The organism is Acidimicrobiales bacterium, from assembly GCA_036270875.1.
Taxonomy (GTDB): Bacteria; Actinomycetota; Acidimicrobiia; order Acidimicrobiales; family AC-9; genus AC-9.
In genome coordinates this window covers 1-15,312 of the sequence record DATBBR010000140.1, presented here as the reverse complement: position 1 = coordinate 15,312, position 15,312 = coordinate 1, and the positions used below count along the sequence as shown (strand labels likewise).

18 protein-coding genes are annotated in these 15,312 nt (G+C 72.6%); 16 read left to right on the top strand and 2 right to left on the bottom strand.

The genetic code is table 11. The annotated features are described in order from the left end of the window. Positions 1 to 72: 72 nt before the first annotated feature. Entirely contained in the window at positions 73 to 642 is a 570-nt protein-coding gene (locus VH112_13360) for a M48 family metallopeptidase (protein HEX4541222.1), read from the bottom strand. Between the two features lie 85 nt (positions 643 to 727). On the opposite strand from VH112_13360, the gene VH112_13355 reads away from it, so the two are divergent. After that, positions 728 to 1,573, top strand: a complete 846-nt coding sequence (locus VH112_13355; GenBank protein ID HEX4541221.1) for a MaoC/PaaZ C-terminal domain-containing protein — start codon at positions 728 to 730, stop codon at positions 1,571 to 1,573. Positions 1,574 to 1,606: 33 nt separating this feature from the next. Beyond that, complete coding sequence (locus tag VH112_13350; GenBank protein HEX4541220.1) at positions 1,607 to 1,849, top strand: MoaD/ThiS family protein; 243 nt, start codon at positions 1,607 to 1,609, stop codon at positions 1,847 to 1,849. Positions 1,850 to 1,878: 29 nt separating this feature from the next. Here VH112_13350 and sodN read toward each other — a convergent pair whose 3' ends face one another. After that, on the bottom strand, positions 1,879 to 2,298 hold the full coding sequence (gene sodN / locus VH112_13345; protein ID HEX4541219.1) for a superoxide dismutase, Ni: 420 nt from the start codon (positions 2,296 to 2,298) through the stop codon (positions 1,879 to 1,881). Positions 2,299 to 2,393: 95 nt separating this feature from the next. Here sodN and sodX point away from each other — a divergent pair, with 95 nt between their 5' ends. From sodX to VH112_13275, 14 genes are all read left to right on the top strand, one after another. Further along, entirely contained in the window at positions 2,394 to 2,798 is a 405-nt protein-coding gene (gene sodX, locus VH112_13340) for a nickel-type superoxide dismutase maturation protease (protein ID HEX4541218.1), read from the top strand. A gap of 12 nt (positions 2,799 to 2,810) precedes the next feature. Beyond that, on the top strand, positions 2,811 to 4,061 hold the full coding sequence (locus tag VH112_13335) for a glycosyltransferase (GenBank protein ID HEX4541217.1): 1,251 nt from the start codon (positions 2,811 to 2,813) through the stop codon (positions 4,059 to 4,061). Then, positions 4,062 to 4,535, top strand: a complete 474-nt coding sequence (locus tag VH112_13330; GenBank protein ID HEX4541216.1) for a YbjN domain-containing protein — start codon at positions 4,062 to 4,064, stop codon at positions 4,533 to 4,535. It abuts the gene before it with no gap. A gap of 115 nt (positions 4,536 to 4,650) precedes the next feature. After that, on the top strand, positions 4,651 to 5,454 hold the full coding sequence (gene proC, locus VH112_13325; protein ID HEX4541215.1) for a pyrroline-5-carboxylate reductase: 804 nt from the start codon (positions 4,651 to 4,653) through the stop codon (positions 5,452 to 5,454). A gap of 68 nt (positions 5,455 to 5,522) precedes the next feature. Continuing rightward, entirely contained in the window at positions 5,523 to 5,729 is a 207-nt protein-coding gene (locus VH112_13320; protein HEX4541214.1) for a helix-turn-helix domain-containing protein, read from the top strand. Between the two features lie 26 nt (positions 5,730 to 5,755). Then, complete coding sequence (locus tag VH112_13315; GenBank protein ID HEX4541213.1) at positions 5,756 to 6,568, top strand: SAM-dependent chlorinase/fluorinase; 813 nt, start codon at positions 5,756 to 5,758, stop codon at positions 6,566 to 6,568. A gap of 9 nt (positions 6,569 to 6,577) precedes the next feature. Continuing rightward, complete coding sequence (locus tag VH112_13310; GenBank protein HEX4541212.1) at positions 6,578 to 8,071, top strand: AMP-binding protein; 1,494 nt, start codon at positions 6,578 to 6,580, stop codon at positions 8,069 to 8,071. Positions 8,072 to 8,138: 67 nt separating this feature from the next. Then, positions 8,139 to 8,873 carry a redox-sensing transcriptional repressor Rex gene (locus VH112_13305; protein HEX4541211.1) on the top strand — a complete coding sequence of 245 codons (735 nt, stop codon included), beginning with the start codon at positions 8,139 to 8,141 and terminating at the stop codon, positions 8,871 to 8,873. Between the two features lie 9 nt (positions 8,874 to 8,882). Continuing rightward, positions 8,883 to 9,509 (top strand): bifunctional precorrin-2 dehydrogenase/sirohydrochlorin ferrochelatase, encoded by a 627-nt coding sequence (locus VH112_13300; GenBank protein HEX4541210.1) that lies wholly within the window; start codon positions 8,883 to 8,885, stop codon positions 9,507 to 9,509. Next, on the top strand, positions 9,491 to 10,756 hold the full coding sequence (gene hemA, locus VH112_13295; GenBank protein HEX4541209.1) for a glutamyl-tRNA reductase: 1,266 nt from the start codon (positions 9,491 to 9,493) through the stop codon (positions 10,754 to 10,756). The genes VH112_13300 and hemA overlap by 19 nt, the downstream gene beginning before the upstream one ends. A gap of 9 nt (positions 10,757 to 10,765) precedes the next feature. Then, the gene (hemC, locus tag VH112_13290) at positions 10,766 to 11,680 is read left to right on the top strand and encodes a hydroxymethylbilane synthase (protein HEX4541208.1); all 915 of its coding nucleotides are present in this window, start codon (positions 10,766 to 10,768) and stop codon (positions 11,678 to 11,680) included. Continuing rightward, entirely contained in the window at positions 11,677 to 13,152 is a 1,476-nt protein-coding gene (gene cobA, locus VH112_13285; GenBank protein ID HEX4541207.1) for a uroporphyrinogen-III C-methyltransferase, read from the top strand. The genes hemC and cobA overlap by 4 nt, the downstream gene beginning before the upstream one ends. Positions 13,153 to 13,161: 9 nt before the next feature. Next, positions 13,162 to 14,145, top strand: coding sequence for a porphobilinogen synthase (gene hemB / locus VH112_13280; protein HEX4541206.1), 984 nt, complete (start codon positions 13,162 to 13,164; stop codon positions 14,143 to 14,145). 7 nt (positions 14,146 to 14,152) lie between these two features. Further along, positions 14,153 to 15,312 (top strand): glutamate-1-semialdehyde 2,1-aminomutase (locus tag VH112_13275; protein HEX4541205.1); only part of this gene is annotated, 1,160 nt, incomplete at its 3' end.

Here is a 15,312-nt window from a genome sequence, read left to right as displayed (position 1 = left end):
TCGACGACCAGGCCAGGGCCGAGCGCGAGGTGCGGGGCCCATCAGCCTCCTCGTAGGGCGTCCCCGAAGCGGTCACCACGGCAGCTGCCCCTGGGCGGGATCGGGGGCGAACGACCTGCGACGACGGGGTGACGGGGTGGGCGCCGGCGGGTCGACGTCGCCGGGCGCGTCGAGGTCGTCCATCCCCTTCGCCATCAGGTAGCCCCGCGCCCGCTCGGCCCGCGGATAGCGGCTCACGATGGCCCAGAACTCCCGGTTGTGACGGGGGACCTCCAGGTGGGCCAGCTCGTGGACGATGACGTAGTCCAGGACCCACCCCGGCAGGGCGGCGAGCCGCGTCGAGATCCGGACCGAGCCGTCCGCCGGCGTGCACGACCCCCACCGCCACTGCTGGTTGTCCACCCACCGGACGCTCTGGGCGGGGGGGAGCCGGTAGCGGGCGGCCAGGGTCTGCGCCCGGCGCTGCAGGTCGACGCTCTCGGCCGCGGCCTTCCGCCCGACCCGGCCGACCATCTCGGCGACCCAGCGCTCCTCCTCGGCCTTGCTCATCGTGGAGGGGATCGACACCCGCAACACGTCGCCGACCTGCCGGGCCTGTACGGTGCGCCGGCGCCGGGCGCTGCGGACGACCTCCACCTCCACGGCGGGGAACCTATCGCTCCCAACAGGCCCCCGGGGGCGATGGACCAGTAGCCTCCAGGACACGAGCGACGGGAGGACACCGACGATGGCGCTGCCGCTGGACAAGCTGGGGACCGTCTTCGAGGAGCGCACGGCGGTCATCGACCCTGAGCGGGTCAGGGCTTACGCCGCCGCGACCAACGACGACAATCCGGCCTACACCTCGGGCAAGTACGCCCCGCCCGTCTTCGGCGTGGTGCCCACCTGGGAGGCCATGCAGCAGGCCGTGGTCATCGTCCCGCCGGAGGCGCTCATGATGGTCGTCCACGGCGAGCAGGACATGCATTTCCATCAGCCACTGGTCCCCGGCCTCGGGATCACGACCCGGGCGGAGGCGTTCAACATCCGTCCTGGCAAGACCGGAACGCGCTACACGATCATGGTCCGGAGCACGACCGCACCGGGCGGGGAGCCCGTGCTCGACCAGTACGTCACGATGTTCATCCGGGGCATGTCCGACGGCGAGAGCGGCGGCCCGGATAAGCCGAACCACACCTTCCCCCGCGAGTCGCGATCAGCGCCGGTGGGCGAGCATTCGGTGCACGTCGACGACGACCAGACCTTCCGGTACCGGGACGCCTCCGGGGACATGATGCCGATCCACGTCGACGACGCCTTCGCCAAGAGCGTGGGGCTGCCGGGCATCATCGCTCACGGACTGTGCACCATGGCCATGGCCAGTCAGGCCGTCGTGAAGCTGGGAGCTGACGGGGACCCGAGTCGTGTGCGCCGCCTGGCCGTGCGGTTCGCGGGCAACGTTTTCCCGGGTGACGATGTGATCACGACGGTCTACGACGCCGGCAACGCCGACGGCAGGCACGTCTACCCCTTCGAGGCCACCAGCCGGGGCGATCGGGTGATCACCCACGGCCGGGCCGAGGTCGGCGCCTGAGGTCCGGCCGGTGCGGACGAAGGGAGGAGGTTGATGGCCGTCCTCCGTCTGTTCGCGGCGGCCAGAGAAGCGGCCGCTACGGGGCGCGCCGAGCTGCCTGGTACCACCGTCTCCGAGATCCTGGACCAGGCCCGCGCCCGCTTCGGCGACGACTTCGCCCAGGTGCTGGCGACGAGCCGGATCTGGGTCAACGGGGAACCTGCAGACGGCGACTGCCCGGTCACCGGCACCGACGAGGTCGCCGTCCTGCCGCCCGTGTCGGGCGGGGCCGGCTGAGGCAGGGCCGCAGCCGGCCGAGGGAGCGGTCAGCCCTTCTTGGTCTCCCAGAAGATCTTGTCGATCTCGCTGATCTGGTCCAGCAGGTCCTGGGCCACCTTCTCGTCGGTGGTCGCCTTCGACGCCCCCGCTGCCTTGGTCGCCTTCCAGAACAGCTCGTGCAGCTGGGGGTACTTCTCCAGATGCGGCGGCTTGAAGTAGTCCGTCCACAGCACCCAGAGATGGTGCTTGACCAGGTCGGCGCGCTCCTCCTTGATGAACACGGCGCGGGTCTTGAAGACGTTGTCGTCCGAGGCGTTGAACTTCTCCATGCAGGCCTTCACCGAGTCGGCCTCGATGCGCGCCTGAGCGGGGTCGTAGACGCCACACGGCAGGTCACAGTGGGCATGGACCGGCTCGGGGGCCGAGACGCGGTCGACGAGGGCCAGAAGACGGGAGGCGATTCGCATGAGGAAGCTCCTTGGGGCAGACGCTCGATGGGCTCGATAACTCCTGTTCCGCACGTGGTTACCCTACCGCCGGTTCAGCCGAGGACAACACCGTGATGAGGCGACGGGTGGCTGCCAGGGTGACCGCCGCCGTGGCCGCCTTCGCCGCTGGCGCCGTCGGTGTTGGCCTCGTGCGGCGGGTGGAGGTCACCGGCCCCAGCATGCGACCGGCGCTCGAGCCAGGCGACCGTCTGCTGGTCCTGGTCTGGCGACGGATCCGCGCTGGTGACATGGTCGCTCTCGCCGATCCTCGCGAACCCACACGAACTCTCGTCAAGCGGGTGGGGCGGGTGGACGACGCGACTCTGACCGTTCTCGGTGACGACCCCGCGGCGAGCACCGACAGCCGCAGCTTCGGTCCCGTCTCCAGGAGAACGGTCCTGGGACGGGCCGTCTACAGGTACGCGCCAGGCGATCGGGCCGGACCGATCAAGCGAGGTAGCAGGGCAGCCCGCCGCTAGGGTGACCTGGCGATGCGCAGCCTGGCCGTCCTCTCCATGCACACCTCCCCCCTGGCGCAGCCGGGGACGGGCGATGGCGGCGGGATGAACGTCTACGTGCGCGAGCTGTCGGCCGCCCTGGCTCGAACCGGCGTCGAGTGCGACGTCTACACCCGTGCCTGGTCGGACACCCTGCCGGCGACGGTGCGGGTCGAGCCCGGCCTGCGGGTGCACCACGTGCCCGCTGGCCCGTTGGCCCATATGCCCAAGGAGGCGCTGCCCGGCGTGGTGGACGAGTTCACCGAGGGCGTGCTCGCCCGGATGACGGCCGGGTCGGCGGGGTGGACCGGCGGCCCTGACGCCATCCACGCCAACTACTGGCTCTCGGGCATGGCCGGCCATGTCCTCAAGCACGAGCTCGGGCTGCCCCTGGTCTCGACATTCCACACGCTCGACCGGGTGCGGGCCGAGGCCAGCCCCGAGGACGTCGGTGCGGCCGAGCCCGCCCGCCGCGCCGAGGCCGAGGCCCGGGTGATCGGCTGTTCGGATGCCGTGCTGGCCTCGTGCTCGGTCGAGGCCGACCAGATCTCCGAGCTCTACGGTGGCGAGCCGTCGCGGATCGAGATCGTCCCCCCGGGCGTGGACCATGCCTTCTTCTCGCCCGGCCATCGCCCCCAGGCCCGCCGGGCGCTGGGCCTGCCCGCGGACCGGCCCGTCCTGTTGTTCGTGGGGCGCATCCAACCGCTCAAGGGAGCGAGGGTGGCGGTGGAGGCTCTGGCCCGGCTCGAGGACCGGCACGGCGCCGTGCTCGTCGTGGTCGGCGGCCCCAGCGGACCCCGGGGGGAGGACGAGCTGGCGGGGCTCCACGCCCTCGTCGACGAGCTCGGCCTCGGTGCCAGCGTCCGTTTCGTGCCGCCCCAGCGACACGAGATGCTGTCCACCTACTACCGGTCGGCGGACGTCTGCCTGGTGCCCAGCCGCTCGGAGTCCTTTGGTCTGGTGGCCCTGGAGGCCGCCGCCTGTGGCACGCCGGTAGTGGCCTCGGCGGTGGGCGGGCTTCGAACGCTGGTCGACCACGGCCGCACCGGGTTTCTCGTCGAGGGGGGCGACCCGGCGCGATTCGCTGGCTACGTCGCTGACCTGTTGGCCGACACCCGGGTGGCCACCGAGATGGCCGTCAACGCCGCCGCCCGGGCGCGGGTCTACACCTGGTCAGGGGCGGCGTCCCGGCTGCGCAGCCTGTACGCGGAGCTCACCGACCGTCAGCTCGTCGACTGCCTGTAGATGGGCGGGGGCGCGGCGTCAGCCGCCGAGCTGGACGACGTCGCGGCCCGCATCAGCCGCTGGGCCGAGCGGCAGTTGGAAGCGGGGACGATGCTCGTGGCGGTCGACCACGACCCCGACGCTCGTCGGTGGTACGCGCGCATGCGGGGAGAAGAGAAGGCCGTCATCACCGTCTGGCTCACGCTGCGGGAACGGAGCCTGCATCACGAGACCCAGGTGATGCCTGCTCCCGAGGAGAACGTCGAGGCCTGCTACGAGTACCTCCTGCGCCGCAACAGCAGCCTGGTCGGTGCGCACTTCGCGCTCGGGGCCGAGGACGCCGTCTACCTGGTCGGCCAGACCCCGGTCGCCGAGGTGACCGAGGCCGAGCTGGACCTCATCGTGGGAGCGGCCTACGCCTACACCGAGGAGTGCTTTCCGACGGCGATGTCCATCGGCTACGCCAGCCGCTTCGGCCGGCCCCGGCGCGGCTGACGGGTGCTAGCGTTTCGGGGCGCGGCCCGAGGGGCGCAGCGGCGACTTCCGTTCGGGGAAGTGCGGAGGCGGTCGTGAGGTTTCTCGGGCCGCGTTCGCTGTAGCCTCCCGGCCCATGGCAGGCCCGAGACCGCGTCTGTTGATCGTCGGCGGGGGCCGGATGGGCGAGGCGCTGCTGGGCGGGCTGCTCGCCACGGAATGGGCAAGGGCGGAGGAGCTGGCGGTGAGCGAGAAGCTTCCCGGCCGCCGCGCCGCGCTGTCCGAGCGTTATCCCGGCGTCGCGGCGGGTCCGGCGCCCGTCGCTGCCGACGGCGCGGTGCTGGCCGTGAAGCCCGACGACGCCGAGGTGGCCTGTCGAGAGGTGGCCGAGGCGGGCGCCGAGCGTCTCCTGTCCATCGTCACCGGCGTGCCCATCCAGCGGCTCGAGGGGTGGCTGGGCGGCGCCGCCGCTGTGGTGCGCGCCGTTCCCAACACGCCTGCCCTGGTCGGGGCGGGGGCCACGGCCATCGCCGCCGGTCGCCGGGCCGGCGAGACCGACATGGGCTGGGCCGAGCACGTCCTCGGGTCGGTCGGCCGGGTCGTGCGGGTGCCCGAGCACCTGCTGGACGCCGTCACGGGGCTGTCGGGATCGGGACCGGGCTACGTGTATCTGCTGGTGGAGGCGCTGATCGAGGCCGGGGTCCTGAACGGGCTGACGTGGGACCTGAGCCGGGATCTCGTGGTTCAGACGGTGCTGGGCTCGGCCCGGCTGCTGCTGGAGACCGGTGAGCGCCCGGAGTCCCTGCGCAGCGCGGTCGTCTCCCCGGGGGGAACGACGGCAGCGGGACTGGCCGTCCTCGAGTCGCGGGCGGTCCGGGGGGCGGTCCTCGAGGCCGTCGCCGCCGCCACCGACCGGGCCCGCCAGCTCGGCCTTCGATGACCTGGTAGAGCCTGACCGGGTGGAGCGGCGGGGCGCCGTGGCGTACAGTCGCTGCTGGGTGGAGAGGGGTGATTCTGCTGAACCAGGGACACTATGCGACGGCTCGCTTCCTCACGGTGGCTGAGGTTGCCAACCTCCTGCGGGTCTCGAGCATGACCGTGTACCGGCTGATCAACGCGGGCGAGCTGCCGGCCGTGCGCGTCGGGAAGTCGTACCGGCTCCGTGAGGACGACGTCGACAAGTACCTCGCCGCTCGCTACACCGAGGCCGGCTGACCCTTCCATCTTCCAGGAGCGCCGGGTTGCCGCCTCGACGCCGCGGTCGGGACACGATCTCGTTTCTCTCGGACTACGGCACCGACGACGAGTTCGTCGGGGTGGTCAAGTCCGTCCTGCGGCAGCTGGCTGACCAGGCCGTCGTGATCGACATCACCCATGAGGTGGCGGCGCACGACGTCAGGGGCGGAGCGCTCACTCTCGAGCGAGTGGCCCCCTTCCTGGCTCCCGGAGTCGTGCTGGCCGTCGTGGACCCGGGCGTGGGGACCGCTCGCCGGGCCGTGGCCCTGGAGGTGGGTCCTGACCCCCGCTGGGCGCTGGTCGGTCCTGACAACGGGCTCCTGGTTCCGGCGTTCACGGCCCTCGGCGGGCCGGGCCGGGCCGTCTCGTTGTCCGGTCGGCGCTGCCACCCCGGCGCGGGCGCCACCTTCGACGGCCGCGACCTCTTCGCGCCGGCCGCCGCGCAGCTGTGCGCCGGGGGCGACCTGGCCGACCTGGGCCCGGCGATCGACCCCGCCAGCCTCGTGCCCGGGCCTCGGCCGACGACAGTCCGCCAGGGGACGGTCGTGGCGACCGAGGTCGTCGGGATCGACCGGTTCGGGAACGCACAACTGGCGGCGCGGCCCGACGATCTCGCCCACCTCGGCGATCCCGTGCGGCTGATCCTCCCGAGCGGGGTCGTGGCCGCTCACCGCGCCTCCTCCTTCGCCGACATCGGTCCGGCCCAGGTGGGACTGGTGGTCGACTCCTGGGGCATGATCGCCGTGGCCCTGGATCGTGCCTCAGCGGCCGCCTTGCTGGGGCTGGCGGCCGGCGATCAGGTCAGGCTCGACAGGTAGGAGCGGAGGGTGAACCTAGCCACCATCATCGATGCGCATCCCGAAGACGCCCCGGCCCTGGTGAGCGGCGACGAGGTGATCACCTACGGCGAGCTCCGCCGTCAGGCGGCCGGGTTGCGGGGCGGCCTGGCCCGCCTCGGCGTCAAGCCGGGCGACCGGGTGGCGATCCTGTGCGCCAACACGCCCGCTTTCGTCGTCTCCTACCTCGCCGCCCTCGGCGTGGGCGCGGTCGCGGCGCCGATCGATCCCGCCTTTCCGCGCGTCGCCATCGAGCGCGAGCTGCGCGCCATCGGTCCCCGGGTGGTGGTCGTCGGGCGCGCCGGCGAGGGCACGTGCGTCGATCTCGACCGCCAGGCCGTCGGGGTCGAGGCCGTGATCGCGGCGGAAGGGTGCAGGTTGGACGGAGCCGAGGACTACGAGGCGCTTGTCGACGGGCCGCCGGCCGACACCGTCGCCCGGGCCGACGCCAACCTGGCGGCGCTCCTGTTCACGGCGGGCACCGGAGGCGACCCCAAGGCGGCCATGCTCACCCACGGGAACCTGCTGGCCAACCTCGACCAGGTGCAGCGCTTCGCCGGTCAGGCCATGCAGCCTGAGGACGTCGGCTTGGCCATCATCCCGTTCTTCCACATCTTCGGCCTCAACGTGGTCCTCGGCCTGCCGCTCCTGACCGGCGCCAGCCTGGTGCTGGTCGAGCACTTCGAGGCCGCCGCGACGCTGGCCCTGGTGGCCGAGCGGAAAGTCACGATCGTCGCCGGCACCCCGCACATGTTCGCCGCCTGGGTGGCGGTCGAAGGAGCGACCGGCGACGAGCTGCGGTCGATACGCCTGGCCGTGTCCGGAGCCTCGCCGCTGCCGGAGGATGTCGGCCAGGCTATGCAGGACCGGTTCGGCATACCGCTGTGGGAGGGCTACGGCCTGACCGAGGCGGCGCCGATCGTGACCTCGTCGCTGCTGCTCGGGCGGCCGAGGCCGGGCGCCATCGGGGCGCCGCTCCCCGGCATCGAGCTGCGCCTGGTCGACAGCAACGGTCAGGAGACGCTCCTCGGCGACGCCGGCGAGATCTGGGTCAAGGGGCCGAATGTCTTCGCCGGCTACTGGAACGACCCGGCGGCCACCGCCCGCGTCCTCACGCCCGACGGGTGGCTGCGCACGGGCGACGTGGCCGTGGCGGACGAGGACGGCTACCTGCACATCGTGGACCGGGCCAAGGACCTCATAATCGTGCTCGGCTTCAACGTGTACCCGGCTGAGGTCGAAGAGGTCCTCATGACCCATCCCGACATCGCCGAGGCCGCGGCGATCGGCGTGCCGAACCCGTCCTCAGGCGAGACCGTCAAGGCCGTCGTCGTCCTCGAGCCGGGCTCCCACCTGGACGCTTCAGAGGTGATGGACTACTGCTGCGAGCGGCTGGCCCGCTACAAGTGCCCAACCGAGGTCATCTTCGCCGCGACGCTGCCCCACGGCGCGACGGGCAAGCTGCTGCGCCGGGCCCTCCTGTAGACGCCCGGGTTCGGAGCAGGCGGCGGGCAACTGCGGCTCATCATTCGGGGCCGGCCTACGATTTGTCATGGCCGATGCACGGCTCCGGCGCATTCCTGAGGCAACGGTCGCGCGCCTGCCCGTCTACTGGCGGGCCCTGCTGGAGCTGGCCGGCGCCCGCACGCCGACTGTGTCGTCTGAGGTGCTGGCCGAGATGGCGGGGGAGAATGCCGCCAAGGTCCGCAAGGACCTGTCGTATCTCGGCACGTACGGCACGCGGGGGGCCGGCTACGACGTGCAGCTTCTCACCACGCAGATCGGTCACGAGCTCGGGCTCAACGAGGACTGGCCCGTGGTGATCGTCGGCGTCGGCAACCTCGGTCGGGCCCTCGCCAACTACCGGGGGTTCTCGTCGCGAGGCTTCCGGGTGGCCGCTCTGGTCGACGACGACCCGGCCAAGGTCGGCCAGGTCATGGAGGGCCTCGTGGTCAGCCCGGTGGACGATCTGCCGGCGTTGGTCGAGCGCGAGGGGCTCGCCATCGGCCTCATCGCCACGCCGGCGGCGGCCGCCCAGGGGGTTGCCGATCGTCTGGTGGCCGCCGGCGTCGCGTCGCTGCTCAACTTCGCCCCGGCCGTGCTCACAACGCCCGATCACGTCCTCCTGCGCCAGGTCGACCTCTCGATCGAGCTGCAGATCCTCAGCTTCTACGAGCGCCATCCCCTCGAGGTGGCCAGGCGACCGGTGCGGATGGTCGGCGACGTGAGGGCGCACGGTCGTACTCTCACCTCGGGCCGGCCTCCCGGGCCGGCGGCGCAGGTTTAATAGGGGCAGATGGCCGTCGAGACTCCGCAGTACCCGGTGAACCTCGTGCTCGAGCGCCAGCCCTGCCTGGTGGTCGGGGCGGGACGGATCGCGAGCCGCAAGGCCGACGGTCTCCTTGCCTGCGGGGCCAGGGTCCACGTCGTCGCCGAGCACATCGACAGCCACATCCGCGCCCTCAACGTCAGCTGGGAGGAGCGGCCCTACCAGCGGGGTGACGTTGCCGGCTACCGGCTGGTCATCGCCGCCACCGACGACCCCGCCGTCAATCGGGCCGTGTACGAGGACGGCGAGGCCGAGGGCGTGTGGGTGAACAGCGCCGACGACCCCGCCTCGTGCGCCTTCACCCTGCCGTCGGTCATCCGGCAGGGGGCAGTGATGGTCACGGTCTCCACCGGCGGGCGCAGCCCGGCCCTGTCGGCGTGGCTCGGGACCCGGTTGGGCGAGCAGCTGGGGCCGGAGTACGGGGTGCTGGGGGAGCTCCTGGCCACCGAGCGGGAGCGGCTCAAGGCGGCCGGCCGGTCGAGCGAGGGACTCGACTGGCAAAAGGCGCTCGACTCGGACATGCTCGACCTCATCAGGAGCGGCCAGGTCGACCGAGCGAGGGAGCTGCTTCAGGCGTGTCTGTCGTCGTCGTAGGGCTCAACCAGCGCACCGTGGCGCTCGACATCCTCGAGCGCATGACGGTGAGCGACGCCCAGCTCCCCAAGGCCCTCCGAGACCTCAAGGACCGTTCCCACCTGTCCGAGGTCGTCGTCCTCTCCACGTGCCTGCGCACCGAGGTCTACGCCGTCGTCGAGCGGTTCCACGGCGGCGTGAGCGACATACGCGGCTTCCTGGCCGGGCTCAGCTCGTGCCCCCCGGAGGACTTCGCCGACGACCTGTACAGCTACTTCGAGGAGGGCGCGGCGGCGCATCTGTTCGAGGTGGCCGCCGGCATCGACTCCGCCGTGCTGGGCGAGGGGGAGGTGCTGAGCCAGGTCCGGAACGCCTGGGAGCGGGCCTGGGAGGAGTCGGCCGCGGGACCGACGCTCTCCCATCTCTTCCGTCACGCCGTGGAGATCGGGAAGCGGGCCCGGTCCGAGACGGCCATCGCCCGGGGGATCACGTCCCTGTCGCAGGCTGCCGTCGCCCTGGTACAGGAGCGACTGGGCGGTTCGCTCGACCGCTACGACGTGCTCATGGTCGGGGCGGGCGACGTGGGCGAGGGGATGGCCGCAGCGCTCGCTGCGTCGGCGGGCGCCCGCCGGGTGATGGTCGCCAACCGCACCCCACACCGCGCCCTCGAGCTGGCCGAACGGGTCGGCGGGGAGACCGTCGAGCTCGGGGCGCTGAGCGAGGCGCTGGCCAGTGTGGACGTCGTGCTCACCTCCACGGGGTCGCCGTCGATCCTCCTCGAGGCGTCCGATCTGGCCCCGGTGATGAGCCGCCGCCAGGGCCGGCCGCTGCTGGTGATGGACGTTGCCGTGCCCCGAGACGTGGACCCGGGTGTGGCCGAGCTCGACGGCGTCACCCTGCTGGACATGGACGACCTGCGGTCGTTCGCCGAGGCCGGCATGGCCGGTCGACGCCGTGAGGTCGCGCGCGTGCGGGCCATAGTCGACGAGGAGGTCGACCGCCACCTCGACACCACCGCGGCACGCGGCGTGGCGCCGTTGGTGGCGGCCCTCAGGGCGCGGGCCGAGGACGTCAGGCTCGGGGAGATGCAGCGCTTCCGCTCTCGCCTGGACGATCTCGATCCTCGAGAGCGCGAGGCCGTCGAAGCGCTGACCAAGGGGATCCTCGGCAAGCTCCTGCACGAACCGACCGTGCAGCTCAAGGACTCGGCCGGCTCGCCCCGGGCGGAGCGCCTCGGCGACGCCCTGCGCGTCCTCTTCGATCTGTAGGGCGGGGTCGTGAGCAGTGCCCGTCCGGCGCTGCGGGCCGCGACCCGGGCCAGCGAGCTCGCCCGCTGGCAGACGAACCACGTCGGCGAGCTGCTCGGGCGGGAGATCGAGCCCGTCGTCGTCGACACCACGGGCGATCGGCGGGGCGAGGTGCCGATCTGGGAGATCGGTGGGCAGGGCGTCTTCGTCAAGGAGGTGCAGGCGGCCGTGCTCGACGGCCGGGCCGACGTCGCTGTCCACTCGGCCAAGGACCTTCCCTCGGCTCCGACCGCCGGTCTCGCGTTGGCGGCGGTGCCCGAGCGCGACGACCCCCGTGACGCGCTCGTGGGGTCGACGCTCGACGCGCTTTCCACCGGGGCCGTGGTGGCGACCGGCTCGGTGCGACGCCGGGCCCAGCTGGCCTGGGCCCGGCCAGACCTCACCTTTGCCGGCCTACGAGGGAACATCGCGACCCGCCTGGCGAAGGCTCCTCGTTACGACGCCGTCCTGGTGGCGCTGGCTGCTCTGCGCCGGCTGGGGCTCGCCGACTCGGTGGGCGAGGCACTCGATCCGGCCCTGATGCTGCCCCAGGTCTCGCAGGGCGCCCTGGCCGTCGAGTGCCGGCGGGACGACGAGGTCACGCTGGCCGCACTGGCCGCCATCGACCACGCCCCGTCGAGACGGGCCGTGGAGGCCGAGCGCGCCTTCCTCGCCGAGCTCGGTGGCAGCTGCGATCTGCCCGTCGCTGCCCACGCCCGGCTGCTGGACGGCGACGGGCTCGAGCTGGCGGGCATGGTGTCGAGCCTCGACGGCAGAGTGATGCTCCGCCAGTCCGCGTCCGGACCCGAACCGCAGGCGCTGGGCCGCAGCCTCGCCCGCCATCTGCTCGACGACTGCGGCGGGCAGGCGGTCCTCGACGACCTCGCCGGGACGGGGGCGCCGTGACCGTCTACCTGGTGGGTGCCGGGCCCGGCGACCCCGGCCTGATCACCGTGAGAGGCGCCGAGGCGCTGGGCCGTGCCGACCTGGTCGTCCACGACCGGTTGGCCGAGCGGTCGCTCCTCGACCTCGCCCCCGCCGGGGCGGAACGGATCGACGTCGGCAAGCGCCCCGGTGATCCCGTCCGCCAGGAGGAGATCAACGACCTGCTCATCGAGTATGCCCGGGCCGGCCGTTGTGTGGTGCGGCTCAAGGGGGGCGATCCGTTCGTGTTCGGCCGGGGCGGAGAGGAGGCGGAGGCCCTCGCCGCTGCTGGCGTCGACTTCGAGGTCGTGCCCGGTGTCTCTGCGGCCGTGGCGGTTCCCGCCTACGCGGGTGTCCCCGTGACCCACCGCGGGCTCTCGACCTCCTTCACGGTGGTGACGGGCCACAGCCGCCAGGCCCTCGACGCCGACGTCGACTGGGACGCCCTGGCCAAGGTCGGCGGGACGATCGTGGTCCTGATGGGCGCCGCCCACCGAGACGAGATCGCCCGGCGCCTCATCGCCGGTGGCCGCTCGCCGACCACGCCGGTGGCGGCGGTCAGCTGGGGCACGCGACCGGGCCAGCGCAGCGTGCGCACCACGCTCGGAGGTCTGCCCGCGGCCGAGCTGGAGCCTCCAGTCACCATGGTGATCGGGCCCGTGGCCCAGCTGGACCTGGCCTGGTTCGAGCGCCGGCCGTTGTTCGGGTGGACCGTGGTCGTGACGCGGGCGCGGTCGCAGGCCTCAGCCCTCGTGGATCGCCTGAGGTCGGTGGGCGCCGGGACCGTCGAGCTTCCGGTCATCTCGGTGACCAAGCCCACCGACGGGGGCGCAGCGCTGCGAGCCGCCGCCGAGCGGCTCGACCGCTACGAGTGGGTGGTCTTCACCTCGGCCAATGCCGTCGACTCCCTGATGGCCCTGGTGCGCGACGCCCGCGCCTTCGGGCCGGCGCGCCTCGCTGCCATCGGCCCCGGTACGGCCGATGCCCTCGGCCGGTGGCGCCTCGTCGCCGACCTCGTGCCCGAGCGCTTCGTGGCCGAAGGGCTCCTCGATGTCTTCCCCGACCCCGCTCGTGTCGATTCGCCAGAAGGCGGGCGCGTGCTCCTACCCCGGGCGGCCGAGGCTCGCGAGGTGCTCCCCAAGGGACTGGGGGCCAGGGGCTGGCAGGTCGACGTGGTGGAGGCCTACCGCACCGAGCGGCTCCCGCCTTCCGCGGACGCTTTGGCTGCGGTCCGCACTGCCCAGGCCGTGACCTTCACCTCGTCGTCGACGGTGACGGGATTCCTCGAGGTGGTCGATCGGAGCGACGTGCCGTCGATCGTGGCCTGCATCGGCCCCGTCACCGCCGACACGGCGCGGTCCCTCGGCCTTCACGTGGACGTGGTCGCCGGCACCCACACCATCGAGGGGTTGGTCGACGCGCTCGTGGAGGCCCGGTCGGGCCTGCGGCCGTAGGCTGAGGACGTGAGCTTTCCCGCCCACCGGCTCCGCCGGCTCCGGCGCCTGCCGACGCTGCGGCGCATGGTCGCCGAGACCCGGGTATCGGTCGACGACCTGGTGGCGCCGCTGTTCGTCCGCGAGGGCATCGACCAGCCCCAGCCGGTGGTCTCGCTGCCCGGCGTCGTCCAGCACACCACCGCCTCGCTCGTGAAGGAGGCCCGCCGTCTGAGCTCCCTCGGGGTGCCTGCCGTCGTGCTGTTCGGCCTCCCGGCGGCCAAGGACCCGATCGGCTCCGAGGCGTGGAACCCCGACGGCATCACCCAGGTGGCGCTGCGGGAGCTTCGTCACGAGCTGGGCGACGCCATGGTGCTGGTCGCCGACCTGTGCCTCGACGAGTACACCGACCACGGCCACTGCGGCGTGCTGACCCCGGCTGGGACCGTCGACAACGACGCCACGCTCGAGCTCTATGGGCGGGTGGCGCTGGCCCAGGCGGGTGCCGGCGCCGACGTGGTCGCACCGAGCGGGATGATGGATGGCCAGGTGGGCGCCATCCGCGCCGCGCTCGACGAGAGCGGCCGGGCGGAGGTCGCCATCCTCGCCTACGCGGCCAAGTACGCGTCGGCACTGTACGGGCCCTTCCGTGACGCAGTTGACGTGACCATCGCCGGCGGCGGGGACCGGCTGGGCTATCAGCAGGACCCCGCCAACCGGCGCGAGGCGCTGGAGGAGGTGGCCCTCGACGTGGCCGAGGGCGCCGACATGGTCATGGTCAAGCCCGCCTTGGCCTACCTCGACGTGATCGCCGCCGTGCGGGCCAGGTTCGACGTCCCCCTGGCTGCCTACCACGTGAGTGGTGAGTTCGCCATGGTCAAGGCAGCGAGCGAGCGGGGCTGGCTCGACGGCGCCGCCGTGGCCCTCGAGCACGTGGGCGCCATCAAGCGGGCCGGGGCCGACATGATCCTCACCTACTTCGCGCCCGAGCTGGCCGAGACGCTCGGAGGCTGAGGCGGGCGTGCTCGAGGCGAGGGCGCAGGTCTCGACGAACGCCGAGCTCTACCGGCGGGCATGCCGGGTGCTGCCGGGCGGGGTCGACTCGCCCGTGCGCGCCTTCAAGGCCGTCGGAGGGGTGCCCTACTTCGTCGACCGCGCCGAAGGCGCCTACGTCTGGGACGTCGAAGGCCGCCGTTACGTCGACTACGTCCAGTCGTACGGCGCGTCCATCCTGGGCCATGCACATCCCGCCATCGTCGACGCCGTCCAGCGGGCCGCGACTCGGGGCACGTCGTACGGCGCGCCGACCGAGGGCGAGGTGCGCATGGCCGAGGTCATCCGCGACCGGGTGCCCGGCTGCGAGCTGATCCGGCTCACCTCGAGCGGGACCGAGGCGGCCATGAGCGCGGTGCGGGTGGCGCGCGGCGCCACCGGGCGGGCACGGGTGGTCAAGTTCGCCGGCTGCTATCACGGTCACAGCGACAGCCTGCTGGCCGGCGGAGGCAGCGGTGTGGCGACCCTCGGACTGCCCGACTCCGCCGGGGTGCCGCCGGCGGCGGTCGCCGACACCGTCGTCGTGCCCTACAACCAGGTGCCGGCGCTCGGATCGGACGTGGCCTGTGTCATCGTCGAGCCCGTCGCCGCCAACATGGGCTTGGTTCCCCCGGTCCCCGGCTTCCTCGAGGGCCTGCGGGAGGCGTGCGACGCGGCCGGGGCGCTCCTGGTCTTCGACGAGGTCATCACCGGCTTTCGGCTGGCGAGTGGCGGCGCGACCGAGACGAGCGGCGTGGTCCCCGATCTCTGGTGCTTCGGGAAGGTGATCGGGGGCGGGCTGCCGGTCGGGGCGTTCGGGGGTGGACGCTCGATCATGGAGATGCTCGCCCCCCTGGGCCCCGTGTACCAGGCGGGCACGCTGGCCGGGAACCCGCTGGCGACTGCGGCGGGCCTGGCCGCGCTCGAGCTGCTGACGCCGGCCGCCTATGAGGCGCTCTCGGAGAAGGTGGGCCGCTTCGCCGCCGACCTCGCCCGAGCCCTGGCAGAGGCCGGTGTCGCCGCCCAGGTTCCGGTCGTGGGACCGCTCATGGGGGTGTTCTTCGGGGCCGAGCCGGTGACCGACTACGAGGGTGCGCAGGCGTCGGCAGCAGGTGGACAGTACGCCCGCTTCTTCCACAGCATGCTGGC

Excerpts from the sequence above, each read along its gene's own strand:
- VH112_13355 (HEX4541221.1), top strand. The coding sequence starts at position 728 with ATGGCGCTGCCGCTGGACAAGCTGGGGACCGTCTTCGAGGAGCGCACG.
- VH112_13350 (HEX4541220.1), top strand. The coding sequence starts at position 1,607 with ATGGCCGTCCTCCGTCTGTTCGCGGCGGCCAGAGAAGCGGCCGCTACG.
- sodN (HEX4541219.1), bottom strand. The coding sequence starts at position 2,298 with ATGCGAATCGCCTCCCGTCTTCTGGCCCTCGTCGACCGCGTCTCGGCC.
- sodX (HEX4541218.1), top strand. The coding sequence starts at position 2,394 with ATGAGGCGACGGGTGGCTGCCAGGGTGACCGCCGCCGTGGCCGCCTTC.
- VH112_13335 (HEX4541217.1), top strand. The coding sequence starts at position 2,811 with ATGCGCAGCCTGGCCGTCCTCTCCATGCACACCTCCCCCCTGGCGCAG.
- VH112_13330 (HEX4541216.1), top strand. The coding sequence starts at position 4,062 with ATGGGCGGGGGCGCGGCGTCAGCCGCCGAGCTGGACGACGTCGCGGCC.
- proC (HEX4541215.1), top strand. The coding sequence starts at position 4,651 with ATGGCAGGCCCGAGACCGCGTCTGTTGATCGTCGGCGGGGGCCGGATG.
- VH112_13305 (HEX4541211.1), top strand. The coding sequence starts at position 8,139 with ATGGCCGATGCACGGCTCCGGCGCATTCCTGAGGCAACGGTCGCGCGC.
- VH112_13300 (HEX4541210.1), top strand. The coding sequence starts at position 8,883 with ATGGCCGTCGAGACTCCGCAGTACCCGGTGAACCTCGTGCTCGAGCGC.